Consider the following 18,044-nt stretch of genomic DNA (forward strand, 5'->3'; position numbering starts at 1 on the left):
GCGGCGGCGCGGGCGGGGCGGGCCGAGCAGGCCGCTGAGCGCGGCCGGCGGCAGCCGCAGGACGTCCTCCAGGGCGGCCAGCGCGGCCAGCGACTGTTTGCGCTCGGGACGGTAGCGCCCGGACTGCCAGGAGCTGAGCGTCGCCGGTGCCACCGGGGTGCCCCGCCGCCGTAGCCGGTGGTGGATCCGGTCGAGGCTCAGCCCGCTGGCGGCGATGGCGGCCCGCAGCGCCTCGGGAAACGGCCCCTCGGGTCTGGATGTCACATGCACCAGTCTTGGCCGGGGGGTGTGCGGGGGCGGAACCCCGTTGCCGGGATGTTGGAGCAGTGTTGCCCGATATTTGATCGAACTTGGGTGAGCCTGTCGGGCTCCTGTCGAATTTCCGCTGCGTTTCCGCGTCAAATCCCGCAATACTGAACGCCCTTGACGGGCTTGTCATGGTCATGAGCTGGGCGGAAGCTGCTGTCGTCCCCGGTGGAAGATCGCCCGGACCGCCGGAGGCGTCCCCCACTCCCTTCCGTGACGGAGAGTCATGTCAGCGAGAGCTTCCGCCAGTATCGTCCTCGCCACCGCGGCCGCGCTCAGCGCCGCCCTCGCCACCCCGGCGCTCGCCGCCGCCCCCCACCTCACCGCGCACACCCCCGCCCAGCTCACCCAGGCCGTCGCGAGCCACGAGAGCCACACCCTGCGCGGTCTGTCGAAGCCCGGCACGACCAACGCCACCGTCTCCTCCACCAACTGGTCCGGCTACGCGGCCACCGGTTCCTCCGGCGCCTACACCTCGGTGACCTCCTCCTGGACCCAGCCGTCCGTCAGCTGCGGCTCGGCCACCACGTACTCCTCCTTCTGGGTCGGCCTGGACGGCTACAGCAACTCCGCGCTGGAGCAGACCGGCACGGAGGCCGACTGCATCAACGGCACGGCCGTCTACGGCGCCTGGTGGGAGGTGCTGCCCGCCTCCGAGAGCGCCTACTCCGGCGTCACCGTCAAGGGCGGCGACAAGTTCACCGCCACCGTGACCTACAACGGCAGCACCTTCGCCATGACCCTCACGGACTCCACCCAGGGCTGGACGAAGACCACCACGCACGCCGGCTCCTCCGGCTTCAAGAACGCCTCCGCCGAGGTCGTCGCGGAGGCCCCCGAGGTCGGCGGCTCGGTCGCGAGCCTCGCCAACTTCGGCACCGTGACCTTCACGGGCGCGAAGGCGAACGGCTCCAACCTGGACGGCTTCTCGCCGACCGAGATCGTGATGACCAAGAGCAGCAGCTCCGCCGTGCGCGCCCAGCCGGGCACGATATCCGGCGGCAGCTTCGCGGACACCTGGAAGGCCAGCTGACCACCGCTCCCTGAGCGGCCGCCTGCCCGGGGTCACTGGGCAGTTGGGGGGTGCGGCATCCCCGGCGCACCCCCACGTGGTCAGGCCGACATGAGCAGTCGCCCGCGCCTGGCGTAGGCCAGGGCCTCGGGGGTGAGCACCGGACGCGGCACCAGGATCCCGCAGTCCGTGCAGACCGGACCGGCGGAGGGCTCGTGGTCCAGGTCGTACTTCCAGATGAGGCGCTCCCCCGCGCACACCGGGCAGACTGTGCCCGGCTCGCGCTCCAGGGCGGCGATCAGCCGTCGCAGCACCTCGGCGAGTGGTTCGTCGGGATGGACCCGTGGGTCGTCGCACCAGGCCACTCCGAATCCGCCCCAGGTCAGCCGGTGCCAGTCGTCCACGCTGCCCGGGCGGCGCAGCCCGTCGTGCTTCTCCTTCTTGCGGCGCTCGGCGAACTCGCCCTCATAGGCGAGCCATACCGTCCGTGCCTCCTCCAGCTCCTCCAGCGCGCCCACGAGACGCACCGGATCGGGGGACCGGTCCTCGGGACCGAACCCGGCCCGCGAGCAGAGATGGTCCCAGGTCGCGCGGTGCCCGTAAGGAGCGAACCGCTCCAGGCACTTGCGCAGCGAGTAACGCCGTAGCGCCAGATCGCACCGTGGGTCTCGCGCCTGTCTCGCCAGACTCCGGAAACCGGCCATCGCCCTGCACCTCCGTCACACCTGCACCTGTACTTCGGTCACTTCGGCGTCGCCGCACCGGCTTCGCGCGGCGTTGCCGTATAGACGTATCGACACTCGAATCGGCTCCATCGGATTTCCGATGCCGCCCATAAGGCCGCCCGCCTTGACCGACGGCCGGTGACACCACCGACGCGGGCGACCACTCCAAAACTTGACGCATGTTCATCTTCAATCCCGGGGATACCGGCGGTAACGTCCGGCACCACCCCCGTCGTGAGGAGCCGCCATGCCCCGGCGCACCAGACATCACGCGTTGTTCGACAAACTGAGAACTCCCCGCAAGCTCCCCGGGTTCCTGAAAGCCGCATCCGTATGCGTCCTCATAGCCGGCCTGCTCTCCCCGCTGGTCCAGGGGACCCCGGCGGCGGCCGCGGCCTCCAACGACTACTGCGGCGGCCAGTGTTCCGACATCCTGCCGCCCGGCGAGAACGGCAACGCCACGCTCGCCCAGGTCCTCCTCAACCAGGTCTTCGGCACCCAGCCCGACCATGCCGAGGACCAGCTGGGCCCCTACAACAACCTGGCCACGGGCTACTCCACCCTCACCGACGCGAAGATCAACACCTTCTTCAACGACTCGTCGTTCGGGGTCGCTTCCGATCAAGTCGCCTCCACGGAGAGTCCGGCGGGTCGCAGTGACGTGACGATCGTCCGTGACAAGAAGACGGGCGTGCCGCACATCACCGGTACCACCAGATACGGCACCGAGTTCGGCGCGGGGTATGCCGCCGCTGAGGACCGGCTGTGGCTCATGGACGTGTTCCGGCACGTCGGCCGCGGCCAGCTCACCACCTTCGCCGGTGGCGCCGCCTCCAACCAGGGCCTTGAGCAGGAGTTCTACCGCAACGCCCCCTACTCCGAGGCCGACCTCCAGGCGCAGATCGACAACGCCGTCGCCAACAACGGCGCCCGCGGCCAGCAGGCCCTCGCCGATGCCAACGCCTACCTCGCCGGCATCAACTCCTACATCGACGCCTCCGACAGCGGCCGGTACTTCCCCGGCGAGTACGTGCTGACCGGACACAAGGACTCGATCACCAACGCCGGCACGATCGACCACTTCAAGATCACCGACCTGGTGGCGCTGGCCTCCGTGATCGGCACGCTGTTCGGCTCCGGCGGCGGCGGCGAGGTCAACAACGCCATCTCGCTGCTCGCCGCCCAGGAGAAGTACGGCGTGACGGAGGGCACCAAGGTCTGGGAGTCGTTCCGCGAACGCAACGACCCCGAGGCGGCGCTCACCGTCCACAACGGCGAGAGCTTCCCCTACGGCACCAAGCCCGACAACCCGCAGGGCGAGGCGCTGCCCGACGCCGGTACGGTGACGACCGAACCACTGGTCTACAACGCCACCGGCACCGGCGCCGACCAGAGCGCCAGCGCGGCCTCCGCGGCGGCGACCGCGACCGCCCTCAGCTCGGCCAAGCGAGGGATGTCCAACGCCCTGGTCGTCAGCGGCAAGTACACCGCGAGCGGTCACCCCATCGCCGTCTTCGGACCGCAGACCGGCTACTTCGCCCCGCAGCTGCTCATGCTCCAGGAGATCCAGGGCCCGGGCATCAGCGCCCGCGGCGCCTCCTTCGCCGGCCTGAGCATGTACGTCGAACTGGGCCGCGGCCAGGACTACGCGTGGTCCGCCACCACCTCCGGGCAGGACATCATCGACTCCTACGCGGTCGAACTCTGCCAGGACGACTACCACTACCTGTACCACGGCACCTGCACGGCCATGGACGAGGTCGAGCAGGCCAACTCCTGGAAGCCGACCACCGCCGACGGCACGGCCGCCGGCTCGTACACCATGAAAGTCTGGAAAACCAAGTACGGCCCTGTCGAATACCGGGCCACCGTCGGCGGGAAGAAGGTCGCCTACACCACCCTGAGATCCTCCTACATGCACGAGGCCGACTCGATCATCGGCTTCCAGATGCTCAATGACCCCGACTACGTGAAGAGCCCGCAGACCTTCCAGAGCGCGGTCCAGCACATCAACTTCACCTTCAACTGGTTCTACGCCGACTCCTCGCACACCGCGTACTACAACAGCGGCAACAACCCGGTGCGGGCGAGCGGGGTCGACCCCGAGTTCCCGGTCTGGGGCCAGGCCGCCTACGAGTGGCAGAACTGGGACCCGACCACCAACACGGCCGACTACACCCCGGCCTCCGCGCACCCCAACTCCATCGACCAGGACTACTACATCTCCTGGAACAACAAGCAGGCGCTGAACTACACGACCGCGAGCTGGGGCGACGGTTCGGTCCACCGTGGCAACCTGCTGAACGACCGGGTCAAGAAACTCGTCGCCGCCGGGGGTGTCACCCGCTCTGCGCTTGTCAAGGCCATGGCAGACGCATCGCTCACGGACCTGCGTGCCGAGGACGTGCTGCCGGACCTGCTGAAGGTGGTCAACAGCAGTACGGTGACCGACTCCACGGCCGCCGCGGCCGTCACCAAGCTCCAGACCTGGCTGACCGCGGGCGGCAAGAGAACGGAGACCTCGGCGGGCTCGAAGACGTACGCCAACGCCGACGCCATCCGGATCCTGGACGCCTGGTGGCCACTGCTGGTGAAGGCCGAGTTCCAGCCAGGCCTCGGTGACGACCTGTACACCGCGTTCACCAACAACCTGTACATCGACGAGACCCCGTCGGCCGCCCACGGGCCCACCGGCTCGCACGCCGGCAGCTCCTTCCAGTACGGCTGGTGGAGTTATGTCGACAAGGACATGCGGTCGGTGCTCGGGCAGACCGTGTCGGGACCGCTCGCCGAGCAGTACTGCGGCGGCGGCAGCCTCAGCGCCTGCCGGGACATCCTCATCAGCACCCTGAAGACGGCGGCCGGCACCAGCGCGTCCACCGTCTACCCCGGGGACTCGCTGTGCTCGGCGGGCGACCAGTGGTGCGCCGACTCGATCGTCCAGCGCACCCTGGGCGGCATCAAGCACTACAACATCAGCTGGCAGAACCGGCCGACCTTCCAGCAGGTCGTGGAGTTCACCTCACACAGGTGAGCCGCACACCGGTGGGCTGATGCCCCACGGCGGCGGGGTCACGCGATGTGCCCCGCCGCCAGCACCACCCGGGCCAGTTCGGGGTGCACGATGTCGCTGTGCGCCCCGGACGGCGGCCCGCCCTTCCTGACGACCGCCGCCGCGTCGACGTTCACACAGCCCGGCGCGGCGAGCGGGCCGCGCAGCGCCGCCGCGAGGTCCAGCGAACGGGTGCCCGGCACCTCCTGGACGCCGTCGTGGCCCATCGCACCCCACCTGTCGCCCAGCATCCGCTCCATGTCCTCGCCCAGCGCCGACTCGCAGTCGTCCGCCATCCGCGAGGCCAGCGGATAGATCGTGCCGAGCGCCTCGTCGAAGTGGGAGTAGCAGCACACCAGCGGGCCGTCGATCCGGTTCTGCTGCCCCTGGAGCACCCCGCCGGCGTGCGGGTCGTGGGGCAGCCGGGCGGCGAACGCGTAGTGCGAGAAGGCGCCCTGCAGCAGGGTCACGGACTTCACCGTGCGCACCCCGTCCGGCAGCCCGCGCAGCGCGAACGACACCAGCCGGCCGCCGAAGCTGTGTCCGACCAGATGCACCCGCACGTCCGGCGCCGCCCCGGCCAGCTGCCCGACCACCCGCCCGAGCCCACGCTCCCCGACGGTTCCCGCACGCCGCTTCATCGCGTAGTACGTCGCCTGCCTGAGCAGCTCCTTCGCGCCGTCCCAGGGGTTCGGCAGCGTGAACCCGGCCGCGCCGCTGCCCCCTTGGAGAGTGGCCAGCGCCGCCGCGAACTCCTCGCACAGGGCCGTCGTGTCCCCGGTGAACAGCACCGGGTCGCTCTGCGGGACGCCCTCCGCGAGCGTGTCCGCCGCGAACAGCGGCTGCGGGCCGCCGGGGAGGACCTCGACCAGCAGCCGTACCAGGCGTCCGAACTCCGCCAGTTCGTTCGCCGGCCGCTGGTCCAGCATCCGCGCGATCTGGTCGACCACGGTGGCCCGCCCCGGGAACGTCTCCAGGAGCGCGTGCCGGGTGTCCTTGTCGAGGGCGGGTGCCGGTGACTCCTCCGCCTCCGTGGCCACCACGGACTTCGGGAAGTCGGGGATCGGCTCGTCGCAGAACCGCATCGACGGCCAGATCACCCCGGCGTACCCGATCCTCGCCTTCGGCGCGAGCTTCGGGATCGGCGCGAAGAACCGCCGGTACAGGGCGGTCGCACCCGAACGGTCGTTGTTCCAGCCGTGCGCGAAGACGATCAGGTCATGGACGCCGTGGCCGCCGATCTCGCCCAGCAGCCGGTCGCGTTCGGCGCCGTCCGGGTCCCCGTCCGCGTCGAAGGTCAGCTCCCAGTAGGGAGCCACACTCATCCCAGGATCCGCCATGCCAGGCTCCTCGTCCCCCGAACCGGTGCGATGTGCGCGCATCGTCCTGCTGCGGGGCAAGGTTGGCCATACAACGCGCCTCACCTGTAGAGGAGAAATTCCTTTCGGACCCGGCGGAATGCGGCGAGTTCGTCCTGCCAGGCGCCGACCACCTCGTCCGGGCCCGCGCCGGCGTCGATCATCGTGCGCACCCGCGTGGATCCGGTCAGCCTGTCGATCCAGTCGTCCGGGCGCCAGGCGAAGCCGCTCCACACCTTCTTCGCCGTGACCAGAAGGGCGATTCCGGTACGTACCGGGTCGTAGGCGACCCGGTCGTGCACATGGATCTGCACCCCGCCGACGGTCCTGCCCTGGAACTTGGAGAAGGTCGGCGTGAAGTACGCCTCCCGGAACCGCACGCCCGGCAGCGCGAGCCCGTTGGCGGCGGCCGCCCAGCGTGCGTCGATGCCCTCCGCGCCCAGCAGTTCGAAGGGGCGGGTGGTACCGCGCCCCTCGGACAGGTTCGTGCCCTCGAAGAGGCAGGTCCCCGAGTAGACGAGGGCGGTGTCCGGGGTGGGCATGTTGGGACTCGGCGGCACCCACGGCAGCCCGTACGCGTCGAAGAAGCGGGAGCGCCGCCAGCCCGTCATCGGTACGACGTCCAGCGCGACCGGCGGGTCCAGGAACTCCGCGTTGAACAGCCGCGCGAGCTCGGCGACCGTCATCCCGTGCGCCTGCGCGATCGGCTGCCGGCCGACGAAACTGGCGAACTCCCGGTGCAGGACCGGGCCCTGGGCCGTGCGGCCGGTCACCGGGTTGGGCCGGTCGAGCACGACGAAGCGCTTGCCGGCCAGCCGGGCCGCCTCCATGCAGTCGTAGAGCGTCCAGACGTACGTGTAGAAACGGGCGCCGACGTCCTGGATGTCGAAGACGACGGTGTCCACGCCGGAGGCGGTGAAGACGTCGGCGAGAGGCTGTCCGCTCTTGAGGTAGGTGTCGTAGACGGGAAGGCCGGTCGCCGGGTCGTCGTAGCGGCCCTCGGAGCCGCCGGCCTGGGCGGTGCCGCGGAATCCGTGCTCCGGGCCGAAGACCGCCGTCAGCCTGACCCGGGGGTCGGCGTGCATGACGTCAACGATGTGGCGGGCGTCGGGGGTGATGCCGGTGGGGTTGGTGACGATGCCGACCTTCTGGGCGGCGAGGAGGGTGTAGCCGTCGGCGGAAAGATGGTCGAAACCGGTGCGGAGGTGATCTCGGGCGTCCGCGGTCGTCGCGATTCCCGTGAGTGAGGCGGTTGCCGTGGCGGCGGTGAGCAGAGCTCTTCTGGACAGGCGCATGGGGGTGACCTCCACGTCGAGTGCTCCCGCGGGAAGTTTTGCAGGCTGCGGGACGGATGTGGCTGATCGCGCAGTTCCCCGCGCCCCTTTCGGGGCGCGTTGCAGTGGGCCCTTTCCTGCAACATACCGACCGGTTAGTGTGTCGTTGCTGAGCCGAGTCTGGTCGCGTCGTGTCGAAGGAGACCGATGGTGGGAGCCGTGCAAGATGCCCGAGTCGTCGTCACCGGGGCGGGAGGGGGCATCGGGGCCGCCCTTGCCCGCCGGTTCGCCGCCGAAGGCGCCCGCGTCGTCGTGAACGACCTGGACGGGGAGAAGGCGGCTGCCGTCGCCGAGGAGATCGGCGGGATCGCCCTTCCGGGGGACGCGTCCGGCATCGTCGGCGCCGCCCGGGACGCGCTCGGCGGGAGCGTCGACGTCTACTGCGCCAACGCCGGGCTCGGTTCCGGCGGGTCCGAGGCGGCCGACGCGGCCGTGTGGGAATCGGCCTGGGACGTCAACGTCATGGCTCACGTACGGGCCGCCCAGGAGCTGGTGCCGGAGTGGCTGGAGCGGGGGAGCGGGCGGTTCGTGTCCACCGTGTCCGCCGCCGGACTGCTCACCATGATCGGCGCCGCGCCCTACAGCGTGACCAAGCACGCCGCCTACGCCTTCGCCGAGTGGCTGTCGCTGACGTACCGGCATCATGGCCTGAAAGTGCACGCCATCTGCCCACAGGGCGTCCGTACCGACATGCTCGCCGCCACCGGCAGCGCGGGCGATATCGTGCTCCAGCCGACCGCCATCGAACCGGAGGCCGTCGCCGACGCGCTGTTCAAGGGGATGGCGGAGGACCGGTTCCTGATCCTGCCGCACCCCGAGGTCGCCGACTTCTACCAGGCACGGGCCACCGACCCGGACCGCTGGCTGACGAACATGAACCACATCCAGCAGAAGTGGGAGGCCACCCGGTGACCGAGTCCGTCTACGCTGCGCGGCCCTGGGTGGCGCTGCTCAACGACGCCCAGCGCGGGCCGGTCGATCCGCCCGCCTCGCTGGTGCACGCCCTGCGGACCGCCGTGGCCGAGGCGCCCGACCGCACCTGCCTCGCCTACTTCGACGCCCGCCTCAGCTTCCGTGAGGTCGACGAGCTGAGCGACTCGGTCGCCGCGCATCTCGCCGAGCGGGGCCTGGAGCGCGGGGACCGGGTCGCCGTGATCCTGCAGAACTCGCCGCACTTCGTGCTCGCGCTGCTCGGCGCCTGGAAGGCGGGCGCGACCGTCGTGCCGGTCAACCCGATGTACAAGTCGGGGGAGGTCTCGCACGTGCTGCGGGACGCCGAGGTGGCCGCGCTGGTCTGCTCGCAGCGGGCCTGGGAGTCGTATCTGCGCGACACGGCCGCCGACTCGCCGGTGCGGATCGTGCTCACCGCGAGCGAGCTGGACTTCCAGACGCGTGACGACGCGCGCGTGCTGACCTTCGAGCGGCTGCCGCAGGCCGCCGACGCCGAGGACCTGGTCGCCGTCGCGCGCAGGGGTGGCAAGGCGCCCGAAGGGCGGGACCCGGCGCCCTCCGACATCGCGCTGATCAGCTACACCTCGGGGACGAGCGGCGCGCCCAAGGGCGCCACCAATCTCCACAGCAACATCATGTACAACGCCGAGCGGCAGCGGACCGGGCTCGCCCTGCCCGACGCGCCGGTCTACTACGCCCTCGCGCCCCTCTTCCACATCACCGGCATGGTCTGCCAGCTCTGCGCCTGCCTCACCAGCGTGGGCACGCTCGTGCTGACGTACCGCTTCGAGCCGGGCCTGGTGCTGGAAGCGTTCGCCGAGCACCGCCCGCAGTACACGGTCGGCCCGTCCACCGCCTTCATGGCCCTCGCCGCCCACCCGGACGTCACCCCGGAGCACTTCGCGTCCTTCGTCAACATCTCGTCGGGCGGCGCACCGCTGCCGCCGGCCCTGGTGGAGAAGTTCCGCGCGGGGTTCGGGCCGTACATCCGCAACGGCTACGGGCTGACCGAGTGCACCGCGCCCTGCGCCTCCGTGCCGCCGGAGCGGGAAGCGCCCGTCGACCCGGTCTCCGGAACCCTCGCGGTCGGCGTGTCCGGCCCGGACACGGTCGTCCGCATCATCGACGACCAGGGTCAGGAGGTGCCCTTCGGCGAGCAGGGCGAGATCGCCGTACGCGGGCCGCAGGTCGTGCCCGGGTACTGGCGGCGGCCCGAGGCCACCGCCGAGACCTTCCCGGACGGCGAACTGCGCACCGGCGACATCGGGTTCATGGACCCGCAGGGCTGGCTGTACGTCGTCGACCGCAAGAAGGACATGATCAACGCGTCCGGCTTCAAGGTCTGGCCGCGTGAGGTAGAGGACGTGCTGTACACCCACCCGGCGGTACGCGAGGCGGCCGTTGTCGGGGTGCCGGACGGGTACCGCGGGGAGACCGTCAAGGCCTACATCAGTCTTCGCCCCGGAGCTGCAACCGACCCGGACGATCTCGCCCTCTATTGCAAGGAGAGACTGGCCGCTTACAAATACCCGCGCCAGGTGGAGATCCTGCCCGACCTGCCGAAGACGGCAAGTGGGAAGATCCTCCGACGGGAACTTCGTTCCCGACCGCAACAGAGTCAGTAGATCTACGAGAAAGGCAGGTGGCGGCAGTGCCCAGGACGACGGACGGAGACGGGGCTCCTGTTCCGCAGCGGCTTCTTGCCGCCGCCACCCGGCTCTTCGCGGAGCAGGGCTACGACCGGACCTCCGTGCAGGAGATCGTGGAGGCGGCCGGTGTCACCAAGGGGGCGCTGTACCACTACTTCGGCTCCAAGGACGACCTCCTGCACGAGGTGTACGCGCGCGTGCTGCGCGTCCAGCAGGAACGGCTCGACGCCTTCGCGAACGCGGACGAGCCGATCGAGAAGCGGCTGCGGGGCGCGGCGGCGGACGTGGTCGTCACGACCATCGAGAATCTCGACGACGCGATGATCTTCTTCCGCTCGATGCACCACCTGAGCCCGGAGAAGAACAAGCAGGTGCGCGCCGAGCGCCGGCGCTACCACGAACGCTTCCGCGCGCTCGTCGAGGAGGGCCAGCGCGAGGGAGTGTTCTCCACCGCGACCCCGGCCGACCTCGTCGTCGACTACCACTTCGGCTCGGTCCACCACCTGTCGACCTGGTACCGCCCCGACGGCCCCATGGCCCCGCAGGAGGTCGCCGACCACCTGGCCGACCTGCTGCTGCGGGCACTGCGCCCCTGATGTGCCTAGGCTGGAACGGCTGAATTCCTCTACGAGTCGACTCGGGGGGAAGGAGACCGAGTGCGATGGCGAAAGTCCTCTTCATCGTCAGCGGGGCGACCTACTGGGTTCTCAAGGACGGCACCAGGTACGCGACCGGCTACTGGGCCGAAGAGTTCGCCGTGCCCTACAAGAAGATCACGGAAGCCGGTCATGACGTCGTGGTCGGGACGCCCGGCGGGGTGACCCCGAACGTCGACATGATGAGCCTGCGCCCGTCGATGGCGGGCGGCGAGGAGATGGCCCTCGAACTGGAGGCGATCATCCGCTCCGCCGAGGTGATGCGGCGGCCCCTCCAGCTCTCGGACGTCCGCCTGGAGGACTACGACGCGGTGTACCTGCCCGGCGGCCACGGCCCCATGGCGGACCTGGCGTTCGACGCCGATGTGGGCCGCCTGCTGACCGCGCAGCTCGCCTCGGGCAGACCGCTCGCGATCGTGTGCCATGCCCCCGCCGCGATCCTCGCCACCAGGATTCACGGCAGGTCGCCCTTCGACGGATACCGCATCACCTGCTTCACCGACGAGGAGGAAGGGGCCGTCGGACTGGCCCCTCGGGCACCGTGGCTCCTGGAGACGGAGCTCAAGGAGAAGACCGGCATCGACTTCAGCCGCGGTCCGATCTGGGAGCCCTACATGGTCGAGGACCGCAACCTCATCACCGGCCAGAATCCCCATTCGTCGGCGATCCTGGCGGACCGGCTGCTCCAGATCCTCAAGTAGGCGACGGCCGTCAGTACCGGGCGCCGGCCGGCGGCCCCGTCGACCGTGCCGGGTTCCGGACCGGGACCGGACCACGGCCACTGACCGGATCCCCGGAAGCGGGAGCAGTCGGCCCGCCCGGGTCACTGGTGGCGGCGCACGGACACGTGCGCATAGTCTCGCCGGCATGGCAGATGTGTTTGCGGGCGTCCGGCTGCTCGGCCCGCCAGTGACCGACGGCGAGTACATCGAGTTGAGCGAGCACGAGACGGTGCACCTGCACGAGTACACGCGGATCTACGCCGTGCCCGGCCTCTACGAGCATGTCGTCCAGGAACGGCTGCAGTGCAGATCGCCGCAGGTCGCGGCCGAGGGTTTCCTGCGCGCGGCCACGAGCCTCGGGCTGGAGCCGGAGTCGATGACGGTGCTGGACGTCGGCTCCGGCACCGGACTGGTCGGCGAACTCGTGCGTGGCTCAGGCGCGGCCCGGGTCGTCGGGGTCGACGCGCTGCCGGCGGCGCGCGAGGCGTGTCTGCGCGACCGGCCGGGCGTCTACGCCGACTACGTGGTCGGCGACTTCCAGCTCGGCGACGGACTCCGTGAGGCACTGCGCCCTTACGCCTTCGGCGGGCTGGTGTCGGCCGGCGCGTTCGGCGGCACGCACGCCACACCGCGGGCGCTGGTCAACGCGCTCGGGGTCCTGCCGTCGGGCGCGCCCGTGGCCTTCACGATCCACGAGCAGTGGATGGACGAAGCGGATCCGGACGGGTTCGGCGTCGCCGTCGAGCGGCTGGTGGCCGACGGACGTCTCGAACTGCTGGAACGGACCCGGTTCCAGCACCGGGTGACGACGACCGGCGAGCCGATCTTCTACCAGCTCGTGGCGGGCCGGACGGGCTGAGGCGGACGGCGAGGGGCCGGTGCGGGCATGAGGATGCCCGCACCGGCCCCGACTGCGCAACGCCTACAGGTACTTCTTCAGCTCCCGCCGCGCCAGCGAGCGCTGGTGCACCTCGTCCGGGCCGTCGGCGATCATCAGGGTGCGGGCCCCGGCGTACAGGTCGGCCAGCGGGAAGTCCTGGCTGACACCGCCGGCGCCGTGCAGCTGGATCGCCCGGTCGATGATGTCGACGACCGCACGCGGCGTGGCAATCTTGATGGCCTGGATCTCGGCGTGGGCGCCCCGGTTGCCGACGGTGTCCATCAGCCAGGCCGTCTTGAGGACCAGCAGCCGCAGCTGCTCGACCGTCACCCGGGCGTCGGCGATCCAGTTGTGCACCACGCCCTGCTGGGCCAGCGCCTTGCCGAAGGCCTGACGGGAGACGGCCCTGCGGCACATCAGCTCGATCGCCCGTTCGGCCATGCCGATCAGCCGCATGCAGTGGTGGATACGGCCGGGGCCGAGCCGGGCCTGGGCGATGGCGAAACCGCCGCCCTCCTCGCCGACCAGGTTGGTCACGGGCACGCGCGCGTGGTCGAAGACCACCTCGGCGTGGCCGCCGTGCGAGTGGTCCTCGTAGCCGAAGACCTTCATCGCCCGCTTCACAGTGACGCCCGGGGTGTCGCGCGGGACCAGGACCATGGACTGCTGGCGCCGGATGTCGGTGCCGTCCGGGTCGGTCTTGCCCATCACGATGAAGATCTTGCAGTCCGGGTTCATCGCCCCGGAGATGTACCACTTGCGGCCCGTGATGACGTAGTCGTCGCCGTCGCGCTCGATGTGCGTGGTGATGTTGGTGGCGTCGGAGGAGGCCACCTCCGGCTCGGTCATGGCGAACGCGGAGCGGATCTCACCGGCAAGGAGCGGTTCCAGCCACTGCTTCTTCTGCGCGTCGTCGCCGAACTGGGCCAGCACCTCCATGTTGCCGGTGTCCGGTGCCGCGCAGTTCAGCGCGGTGGGCGCCAGGTGCGGGGAGCGACCGGTGATCTCGGCGAGCGGCGCGTACTGGAGGTTGGTGAGCCCTGCGCCGTACTCGGCGTCGGGGAGGAAGAGGTTCCACAGGCCCTGCCTGCGCGCCTCGGCCTTCAGCTCCTCGACCACGGCCGGGGTGTCCCACGGCGAGGCCAGCGCGGCCCGCTGCTCCTCGGCCACGGTCTCGGCCGGATAGACGAACTCGTCCATGAAGGCGAGCAGTTGGGCGCGCAGTTCCTCGGTGCGCGCGTCGAACGCGAAGTCCATGGCCGGTCAGCCTTCCTGAAGAGTGGTCAGTCCGTGGTCGATGAAGACGGGGACGAGCTCGCCGATGCGGTCGAAGCCCTGCCCGAGCGTCTGGCCCAGCGTGTACCGGTAGTGGATGCCCTCCAGGATCACGGCGAGCTTGAACCAGGCGAACGCGGTGTACCAGGAGATCTGCGAGACGTCCCGCCCCGAGCGGGCGGCGTAGCGCTCGACCAGCTCCCGCGGCTCCGGGTGGCCCGGCGCCTCGGCGGTCGTGGACACAGGTGAGTCCGGCGCGCCCAGCGGCAGGCTGTACATCACCAGCAGGCCCAGGTCGGTCAGCGGGTCGCCGAGCGTCGACATCTCCCAGTCGAGGATCGCCTTGATCCGGTCGTCGTCGCCGATCAGGACGTTGTCGAGGCGGTAGTCGCCGTGGATCACCGTGGGTGCGGGGGACTGCGGCAGGCGGCGGCCCAGGGTCGCGTGCAGCTCGTCGATGCCGGCCAGCTCGCGGTTGCGGGAGGCGTCCAGCTGCTTGCCCCAGCGGCGCAGCTGGCGGTCCAGGAAGCCCTCCGGGCGGCCGAAGTCGGCGAGGCCCACCTCCGCGGGGTCCACGGCGTGCAGCTCGACCAGCGTGTCCACCAGGGACAGCACGGCGTCACGGGTGCGCTCGGGGCCGAGCGGGACGAGCTGCTCGGAGGTGCGGTACGGGGTGCCCGCCACGAACTCCATCACGTAGAACGGCGCGCCGAGGACCTCCTCGTCCTCGCACAGCAGCACCGGGCGCGGCACCGGCACCTCGGTCGGGTACAGCGCGCTGATCACCCGGTGCTCGCGCTTCATGTCGTGCGCGGTGGCCAGGACATGGCCCAGCGGCGGCCGTCGCACGACCCACTTCGAGGCGCCGTCGGAGAGCGCGTAGGTGAGGTTCGACCGTCCGCCCTCGATCAGCCTTCCGGTCAGCGGACCGGTCACCAGGCCGGGCTGCTCGCGGTCGAGCAGGCCGCGCAGCCGGTCGAGGTCGAGTCCGGGCGGGTGGTCGGGGCTCATGCATCGCTCCTACGAACGAATGAACAGGACCCGACTTATGATGCCGACCAGTCGGTATGTCGTCCAGCGCGTGAGCCAAACGTGACCGGGACCACCCTACGACCCGTACGGCGGGTGACGGCTCCCCGCGCGCGGAGCGGGGAACCGTCATCGGCGAGGATCGGCTCAGTGGTCGTCCCAGTGACCGTCGTGCGCGGCGTGCCGGTGGCCGTCGTGCAGATAGTCGACGTGGTCGCCGTGCAGGACGCCGGTGTGCCCGCAGCCGTCGCCGTGCCGGTGCTCGTGCGCCTCGTGGGTGACGTGCCCGTCGGGCTCGCACTCGTCCCAGTGGCCGCCGTGCTCGCGGTGCAGATGCCCGTTGTGCGCGTAGTCGACGTGGTCGCCGTGCGGCACCTGGTCGTGCCCGCAGTCCGGTCCGTGACTGTGGCCGTGCGAGACGTGTTCCTGGTGAAGGGTGGTCATGGTGCTCGCCTTCGGGGGTGCAGGGTTCAGGAGTGTGGCGTGACGCCGACGGACAGGCTGCCACGCAAAGGGCGCATATGCGGGCATCCCGGTTGCGTGGCGTCCGAGTACCCCAGAGGGTCGTTTGCATGAAAGGCATCAGCTACAGCCGGTACGGCGGCCCCGACGTGCTGGAGTACGGCGAGGTCAAGGACCCGAAGGTCGGCCCCGACTCGGTGCTCGTGAAGGTCCGGGCGGCGGCCGTGAACCCGGTCGACTGGAAGTGCCGCGAGGGCCAGCTGCACGGCATCATGGACGCCGTCTTCCCGGTGGTCCCCGGCTGGGACGTCTCCGGCGTCGTCGTCCAGCCGGGCCCCGCCGTCACCGAGTTCGCGGTCGGCGACGAGGTGATCGGCTACGTCCGCGAGGACTTCCTCTCCCGGGGCACCTGCGCCGAGTACGTCGCCGCCCCGGTGCGCACCCTCGCCCGCAAGCCGCGCAACCTCACCTTCGAACAGGCCGCCGGGCTGCCGCTGGCCGGTCTCACCGCCTACCAGGTGCTGGTGCACGCCCTGGAGGTCAGGCGCGGCGAGACGGTCCTCGTGCACGCCGCCGCGGGCGGGGTCGGCTCCCTCGCCGTCCAGATCGCGGCCCACCTCGGTGCCCGGGTGATCGGCACGGCGAGCGAGCGCAACCACGACTTCGTCCGGGGGCTCGGCGGCGAACCGGTGACCTACGGCGCGGGCCTGGCCGAACGCGTCCGGGGGCTGGCACCGGAGGGCGTGGCCGCCGTCTTCGACACCGTCGGCGGGGAGGCCCTGACCGCCTCGGCGAACCTGCTCGCACCCGAGGGCCGGATGGCCTCGATCGCCGACCCGGACGTCGTCGACTTCGGCGGCCGCTACTGCTGGGCGCGACCCGACGCCGAGGACCTGACCCGGCTCGCGGCGCTCGCGGAACAGGGGGCGGTCACCGTCCATGTCGCCGAGACGTTCCCGCTGAAGCGGGCGGCCGACGCGCAGCGCCGCAGCCAGGAGGGGCGTACCCGGGGCAAGCTGGTGGTCACCGTCGACTGGCCGGAGGAGGGCTGAGCGGGGCCTATACGACCAGTGCGGCGGCGCACAGGGCGATGGCGATCGTGCACAGCACCGCCCCGGTCGCCTGCCGGGGGGGCAGCGCCGTGGGGCGGTCGGCGGCCGCGAGGGCGCGGATACGGCGGTTGGCGACCAGGAGGAAGCCCAGCCACAGGGCGCAGCAGGCGGCGCAGGCGAGCACGCCGGCGACCGAGGTGCTGCCGTGCAGTGCGGTCTTCGCCGCGAGTATGGCGGCGACGGTCGCCGAGAGGGTCGTACGGCGCCAGGCCAGCCGGGTCCGCTCCGGCTGGAGCCCGGGGTCGCGGGCCGGCTCCGTCATCCCTCCCACCCGACGAGCACCACGACGACCATGGCGACGGCGACCACGGCGACGACCACGCTCAGCAGTGCGGGGAACCGGGACACCGGCAGATCCTCGCCGCGCCGCATCGCCTGCTCGCAGCGCATCCAGTGGTTCACGGCACGCAGCGAGCAGAGCACGCCGGCGGCGAGGAGCGCGAGCGCGAGGCCGACGCGCCAGCCCCAGCGGAGGTCGGGCAGGAACTGGTCCACGGCGAAGCCGCCGCCGATCAGGGCGAGGGCGGTGCGCAGCCAGGCCAGGAAGGTCCGCTCGTTGGCGAGGGAGAAACGGTAGTCGGGGGTCGTGCCCTCCTGGCGCACTTCTTCGGGGGCGAACCACAAACGGACGTTCCGAGCGAATTCGATCACGTGCCGGAAGCCTACCCGGGGGGGGTGGGGGGCCGTGGTCGTTCGGCCGCGGGCCCGGTGGTGGCTGGTCGCGCAGTTCCCCGCGCCCCTTACGGGGCGCCGCCCAGCCGCGTCCTGCACAGCTGCGGGCGCTCGCGCCACCTCATCCGGCCGCGGGTGTGAGGGCTGGTCGCGCCCACGCGGCGGAGCCGCACATCAAATACAGCCCCGCGCCCCTTACGGGGCGCTGCAGTCGCGTCAGCTACATGGCTGCGGGCAGGCGTGCCGCAGGGCGGCACGGGTGGGCGCTGGGGGTCCCCCCGGCCGAAGGCTGGGGAGGCGCCGGTAAGCGTCCCCCCTCAGCCCCGCCACTCCCGCAGCCGCTCCCACGCCGCCACCCCGTCCGGTACCCACTCCCACTCCCCGAGCCGGGACACCAGTTCCTCCTCGCTCAGGAAGGCGTGCCACGCCACCTCCTCCACCTGCGGCCGCACCGGCAGCTCGCAGCGCACCTCGTACACCGCCGACCACCAGCTCTGCCCGGCGCCGTCGTCGTACAGGAACTTGAAGAGGAACGTCGGCCGGGGGAGACCGCTCACGCCCAGTTCCTCCTCGGCCTCCCGCAGCGCCGCGTCGTCGTAGGACTCGCCCGCGCCGACCACACCCCCGACGAACATGTCGTAGAGGGAGGGAAAGACCAGCTTGGTCGCGGTGCGGCGGTGGACGAAGACGCGGCCGGCGGCGTCGCGGGCCTGGATGAAGACGCAGCGGTGGCGCAGGCCCCGGGCGTACGCCTCGCCGCGTGGGGACTGTCCGGTCACCCGGTCGTGCTCGTCGACGATGTCGAGGATCTCGTCAGCAGCGCTCATACCGCCATCCAAGCAGGCGGAC

Annotated in this window: 17 protein-coding genes and 1 pseudogene; 8 read left to right on the plus strand and 10 right to left on the minus strand. The window is 70.9% G+C overall.

Going from position 1 to position 18,044, the window contains the following annotated elements:
* A pseudogene (locus KVT45_RS22480) lies at nt 1-264 on the minus strand (hypothetical protein); the annotation flags it as partial.
* A gap of 268 nt (nt 265-532) precedes the next feature.
* Here KVT45_RS22480 and KVT45_RS22485 point away from each other — a divergent pair.
* The gene (locus KVT45_RS22485) at nt 533-1,339 is read left to right on the plus strand and encodes a G1 family glutamic endopeptidase (protein WP_217550213.1); all 807 of its coding nucleotides are present in this window, start codon (nt 533-535) and stop codon (nt 1,337-1,339) included.
* Nucleotides 1,340-1,419: 80 nt separating this feature from the next.
* Here the strand turns inward: KVT45_RS22485 and KVT45_RS22490 are convergent, their stop codons facing one another.
* A complete protein-coding gene (locus KVT45_RS22490) occupies nt 1,420-2,022 on the minus strand; it encodes a hypothetical protein (protein ID WP_217550215.1) in 603 nt (200 codons plus the stop codon).
* A 268-nt stretch (nt 2,023-2,290) separates the two neighbouring features.
* On the opposite strand from KVT45_RS22490, the gene KVT45_RS22495 reads away from it, so the two are divergent.
* On the plus strand, nt 2,291-5,077 hold the full coding sequence (locus KVT45_RS22495; RefSeq protein ID WP_217550217.1) for a penicillin acylase family protein: 2,787 nt from the start codon (nt 2,291-2,293) through the stop codon (nt 5,075-5,077).
* A 38-nt stretch (nt 5,078-5,115) separates the two neighbouring features.
* On the opposite strand, the gene KVT45_RS22500 is transcribed toward KVT45_RS22495, so the two are convergent.
* Nucleotides 5,116-6,435: a serine-threonine protein kinase gene (locus KVT45_RS22500; RefSeq protein WP_217550219.1), complete on the minus strand. Its 1,320-nt coding sequence runs from the start codon at nt 6,433-6,435 to the stop codon at nt 5,116-5,118.
* A gap of 80 nt (nt 6,436-6,515) precedes the next feature.
* On the minus strand, nt 6,516-7,748 hold the full coding sequence (locus KVT45_RS22505; RefSeq protein WP_217550610.1) for an exo-beta-N-acetylmuramidase NamZ domain-containing protein: 1,233 nt from the start codon (nt 7,746-7,748) through the stop codon (nt 6,516-6,518).
* A gap of 186 nt (nt 7,749-7,934) precedes the next feature.
* Here KVT45_RS22505 and KVT45_RS22510 point away from each other — a divergent pair, with 186 nt between their 5' ends.
* The 5 genes from KVT45_RS22510 to KVT45_RS22530 all read left to right on the plus strand — a co-directional run bounded on the left by KVT45_RS22510 (nt 7,935) and on the right by KVT45_RS22530 (nt 12,624).
* Nucleotides 7,935-8,699 carry an SDR family oxidoreductase gene (locus KVT45_RS22510; RefSeq protein WP_217550221.1) on the plus strand — a complete coding sequence of 255 codons (765 nt, stop codon included), beginning with the start codon at nt 7,935-7,937 and terminating at the stop codon, nt 8,697-8,699.
* Nucleotides 8,696-10,363, plus strand: a complete 1,668-nt coding sequence (locus tag KVT45_RS22515; protein ID WP_217550223.1) for a class I adenylate-forming enzyme family protein — start codon at nt 8,696-8,698, stop codon at nt 10,361-10,363. The genes KVT45_RS22510 and KVT45_RS22515 overlap by 4 nt, the downstream gene beginning before the upstream one ends.
* A 26-nt stretch (nt 10,364-10,389) precedes the next feature.
* The gene (locus KVT45_RS22520; protein WP_089103029.1) at nt 10,390-10,983 is read left to right on the plus strand and encodes a TetR/AcrR family transcriptional regulator; all 594 of its coding nucleotides are present in this window, start codon (nt 10,390-10,392) and stop codon (nt 10,981-10,983) included.
* Nucleotides 10,984-11,048: 65 nt separating this feature from the next.
* Entirely contained in the window at nt 11,049-11,744 is a 696-nt protein-coding gene (locus KVT45_RS22525) for a type 1 glutamine amidotransferase domain-containing protein (RefSeq protein WP_217550225.1), read from the plus strand.
* A gap of 166 nt (nt 11,745-11,910) precedes the next feature.
* Nucleotides 11,911-12,624, plus strand: coding sequence for a class I SAM-dependent methyltransferase (locus KVT45_RS22530; RefSeq protein ID WP_254647212.1), 714 nt, complete (start codon nt 11,911-11,913; stop codon nt 12,622-12,624).
* Between the two features lie 63 nt (nt 12,625-12,687).
* Here KVT45_RS22530 and KVT45_RS22535 read toward each other — a convergent pair whose 3' ends face one another.
* The 3 genes from KVT45_RS22535 to KVT45_RS22545 all read right to left on the minus strand — a co-directional run bounded on the left by KVT45_RS22535 (nt 12,688) and on the right by KVT45_RS22545 (nt 15,393).
* Complete coding sequence (locus KVT45_RS22535; protein ID WP_217550227.1) at nt 12,688-13,902, minus strand: acyl-CoA dehydrogenase family protein; 1,215 nt, start codon at nt 13,900-13,902, stop codon at nt 12,688-12,690.
* Between the two features lie 6 nt (nt 13,903-13,908).
* Entirely contained in the window at nt 13,909-14,931 is a 1,023-nt protein-coding gene (locus tag KVT45_RS22540; protein ID WP_217550229.1) for a phosphotransferase family protein, read from the minus strand.
* A gap of 165 nt (nt 14,932-15,096) precedes the next feature.
* The gene (locus tag KVT45_RS22545) at nt 15,097-15,393 is read right to left on the minus strand and encodes a hypothetical protein (protein ID WP_217550231.1); all 297 of its coding nucleotides are present in this window, start codon (nt 15,391-15,393) and stop codon (nt 15,097-15,099) included.
* 128 nt (nt 15,394-15,521) lie between these two features.
* On the opposite strand from KVT45_RS22545, the gene KVT45_RS22550 reads away from it, so the two are divergent.
* Nucleotides 15,522-16,463 carry an NADP-dependent oxidoreductase gene (locus KVT45_RS22550; protein WP_217550232.1) on the plus strand — a complete coding sequence of 314 codons (942 nt, stop codon included), beginning with the start codon at nt 15,522-15,524 and terminating at the stop codon, nt 16,461-16,463.
* Nucleotides 16,464-16,470: 7 nt separating this feature from the next.
* Here the strand turns inward: KVT45_RS22550 and KVT45_RS22555 are convergent, their stop codons facing one another.
* From KVT45_RS22555 to KVT45_RS22565, 3 genes are all read right to left on the minus strand, one after another.
* A complete protein-coding gene (locus KVT45_RS22555) occupies nt 16,471-16,785 on the minus strand; it encodes a DUF202 domain-containing protein (RefSeq protein WP_217550234.1) in 315 nt (104 codons plus the stop codon).
* Nucleotides 16,782-17,174: a DUF202 domain-containing protein gene (locus KVT45_RS22560; RefSeq protein WP_217550236.1), complete on the minus strand. Its 393-nt coding sequence runs from the start codon at nt 17,172-17,174 to the stop codon at nt 16,782-16,784. The genes KVT45_RS22555 and KVT45_RS22560 overlap by 4 nt, the downstream gene beginning before the upstream one ends.
* A 338-nt stretch (nt 17,175-17,512) precedes the next feature.
* The gene (locus tag KVT45_RS22565) at nt 17,513-18,022 is read right to left on the minus strand and encodes an NUDIX hydrolase (RefSeq protein ID WP_217550238.1); all 510 of its coding nucleotides are present in this window, start codon (nt 18,020-18,022) and stop codon (nt 17,513-17,515) included.
* Between the last annotated feature and the right edge of the window lie 22 nt (nt 18,023-18,044).

The organism is Streptomyces sp. GbtcB6, assembly GCF_019091475.1.
GTDB classification, from domain to species: Bacteria; Actinomycetota; Actinomycetes; order Streptomycetales; family Streptomycetaceae; genus Streptomyces; species Streptomyces hyaluromycini.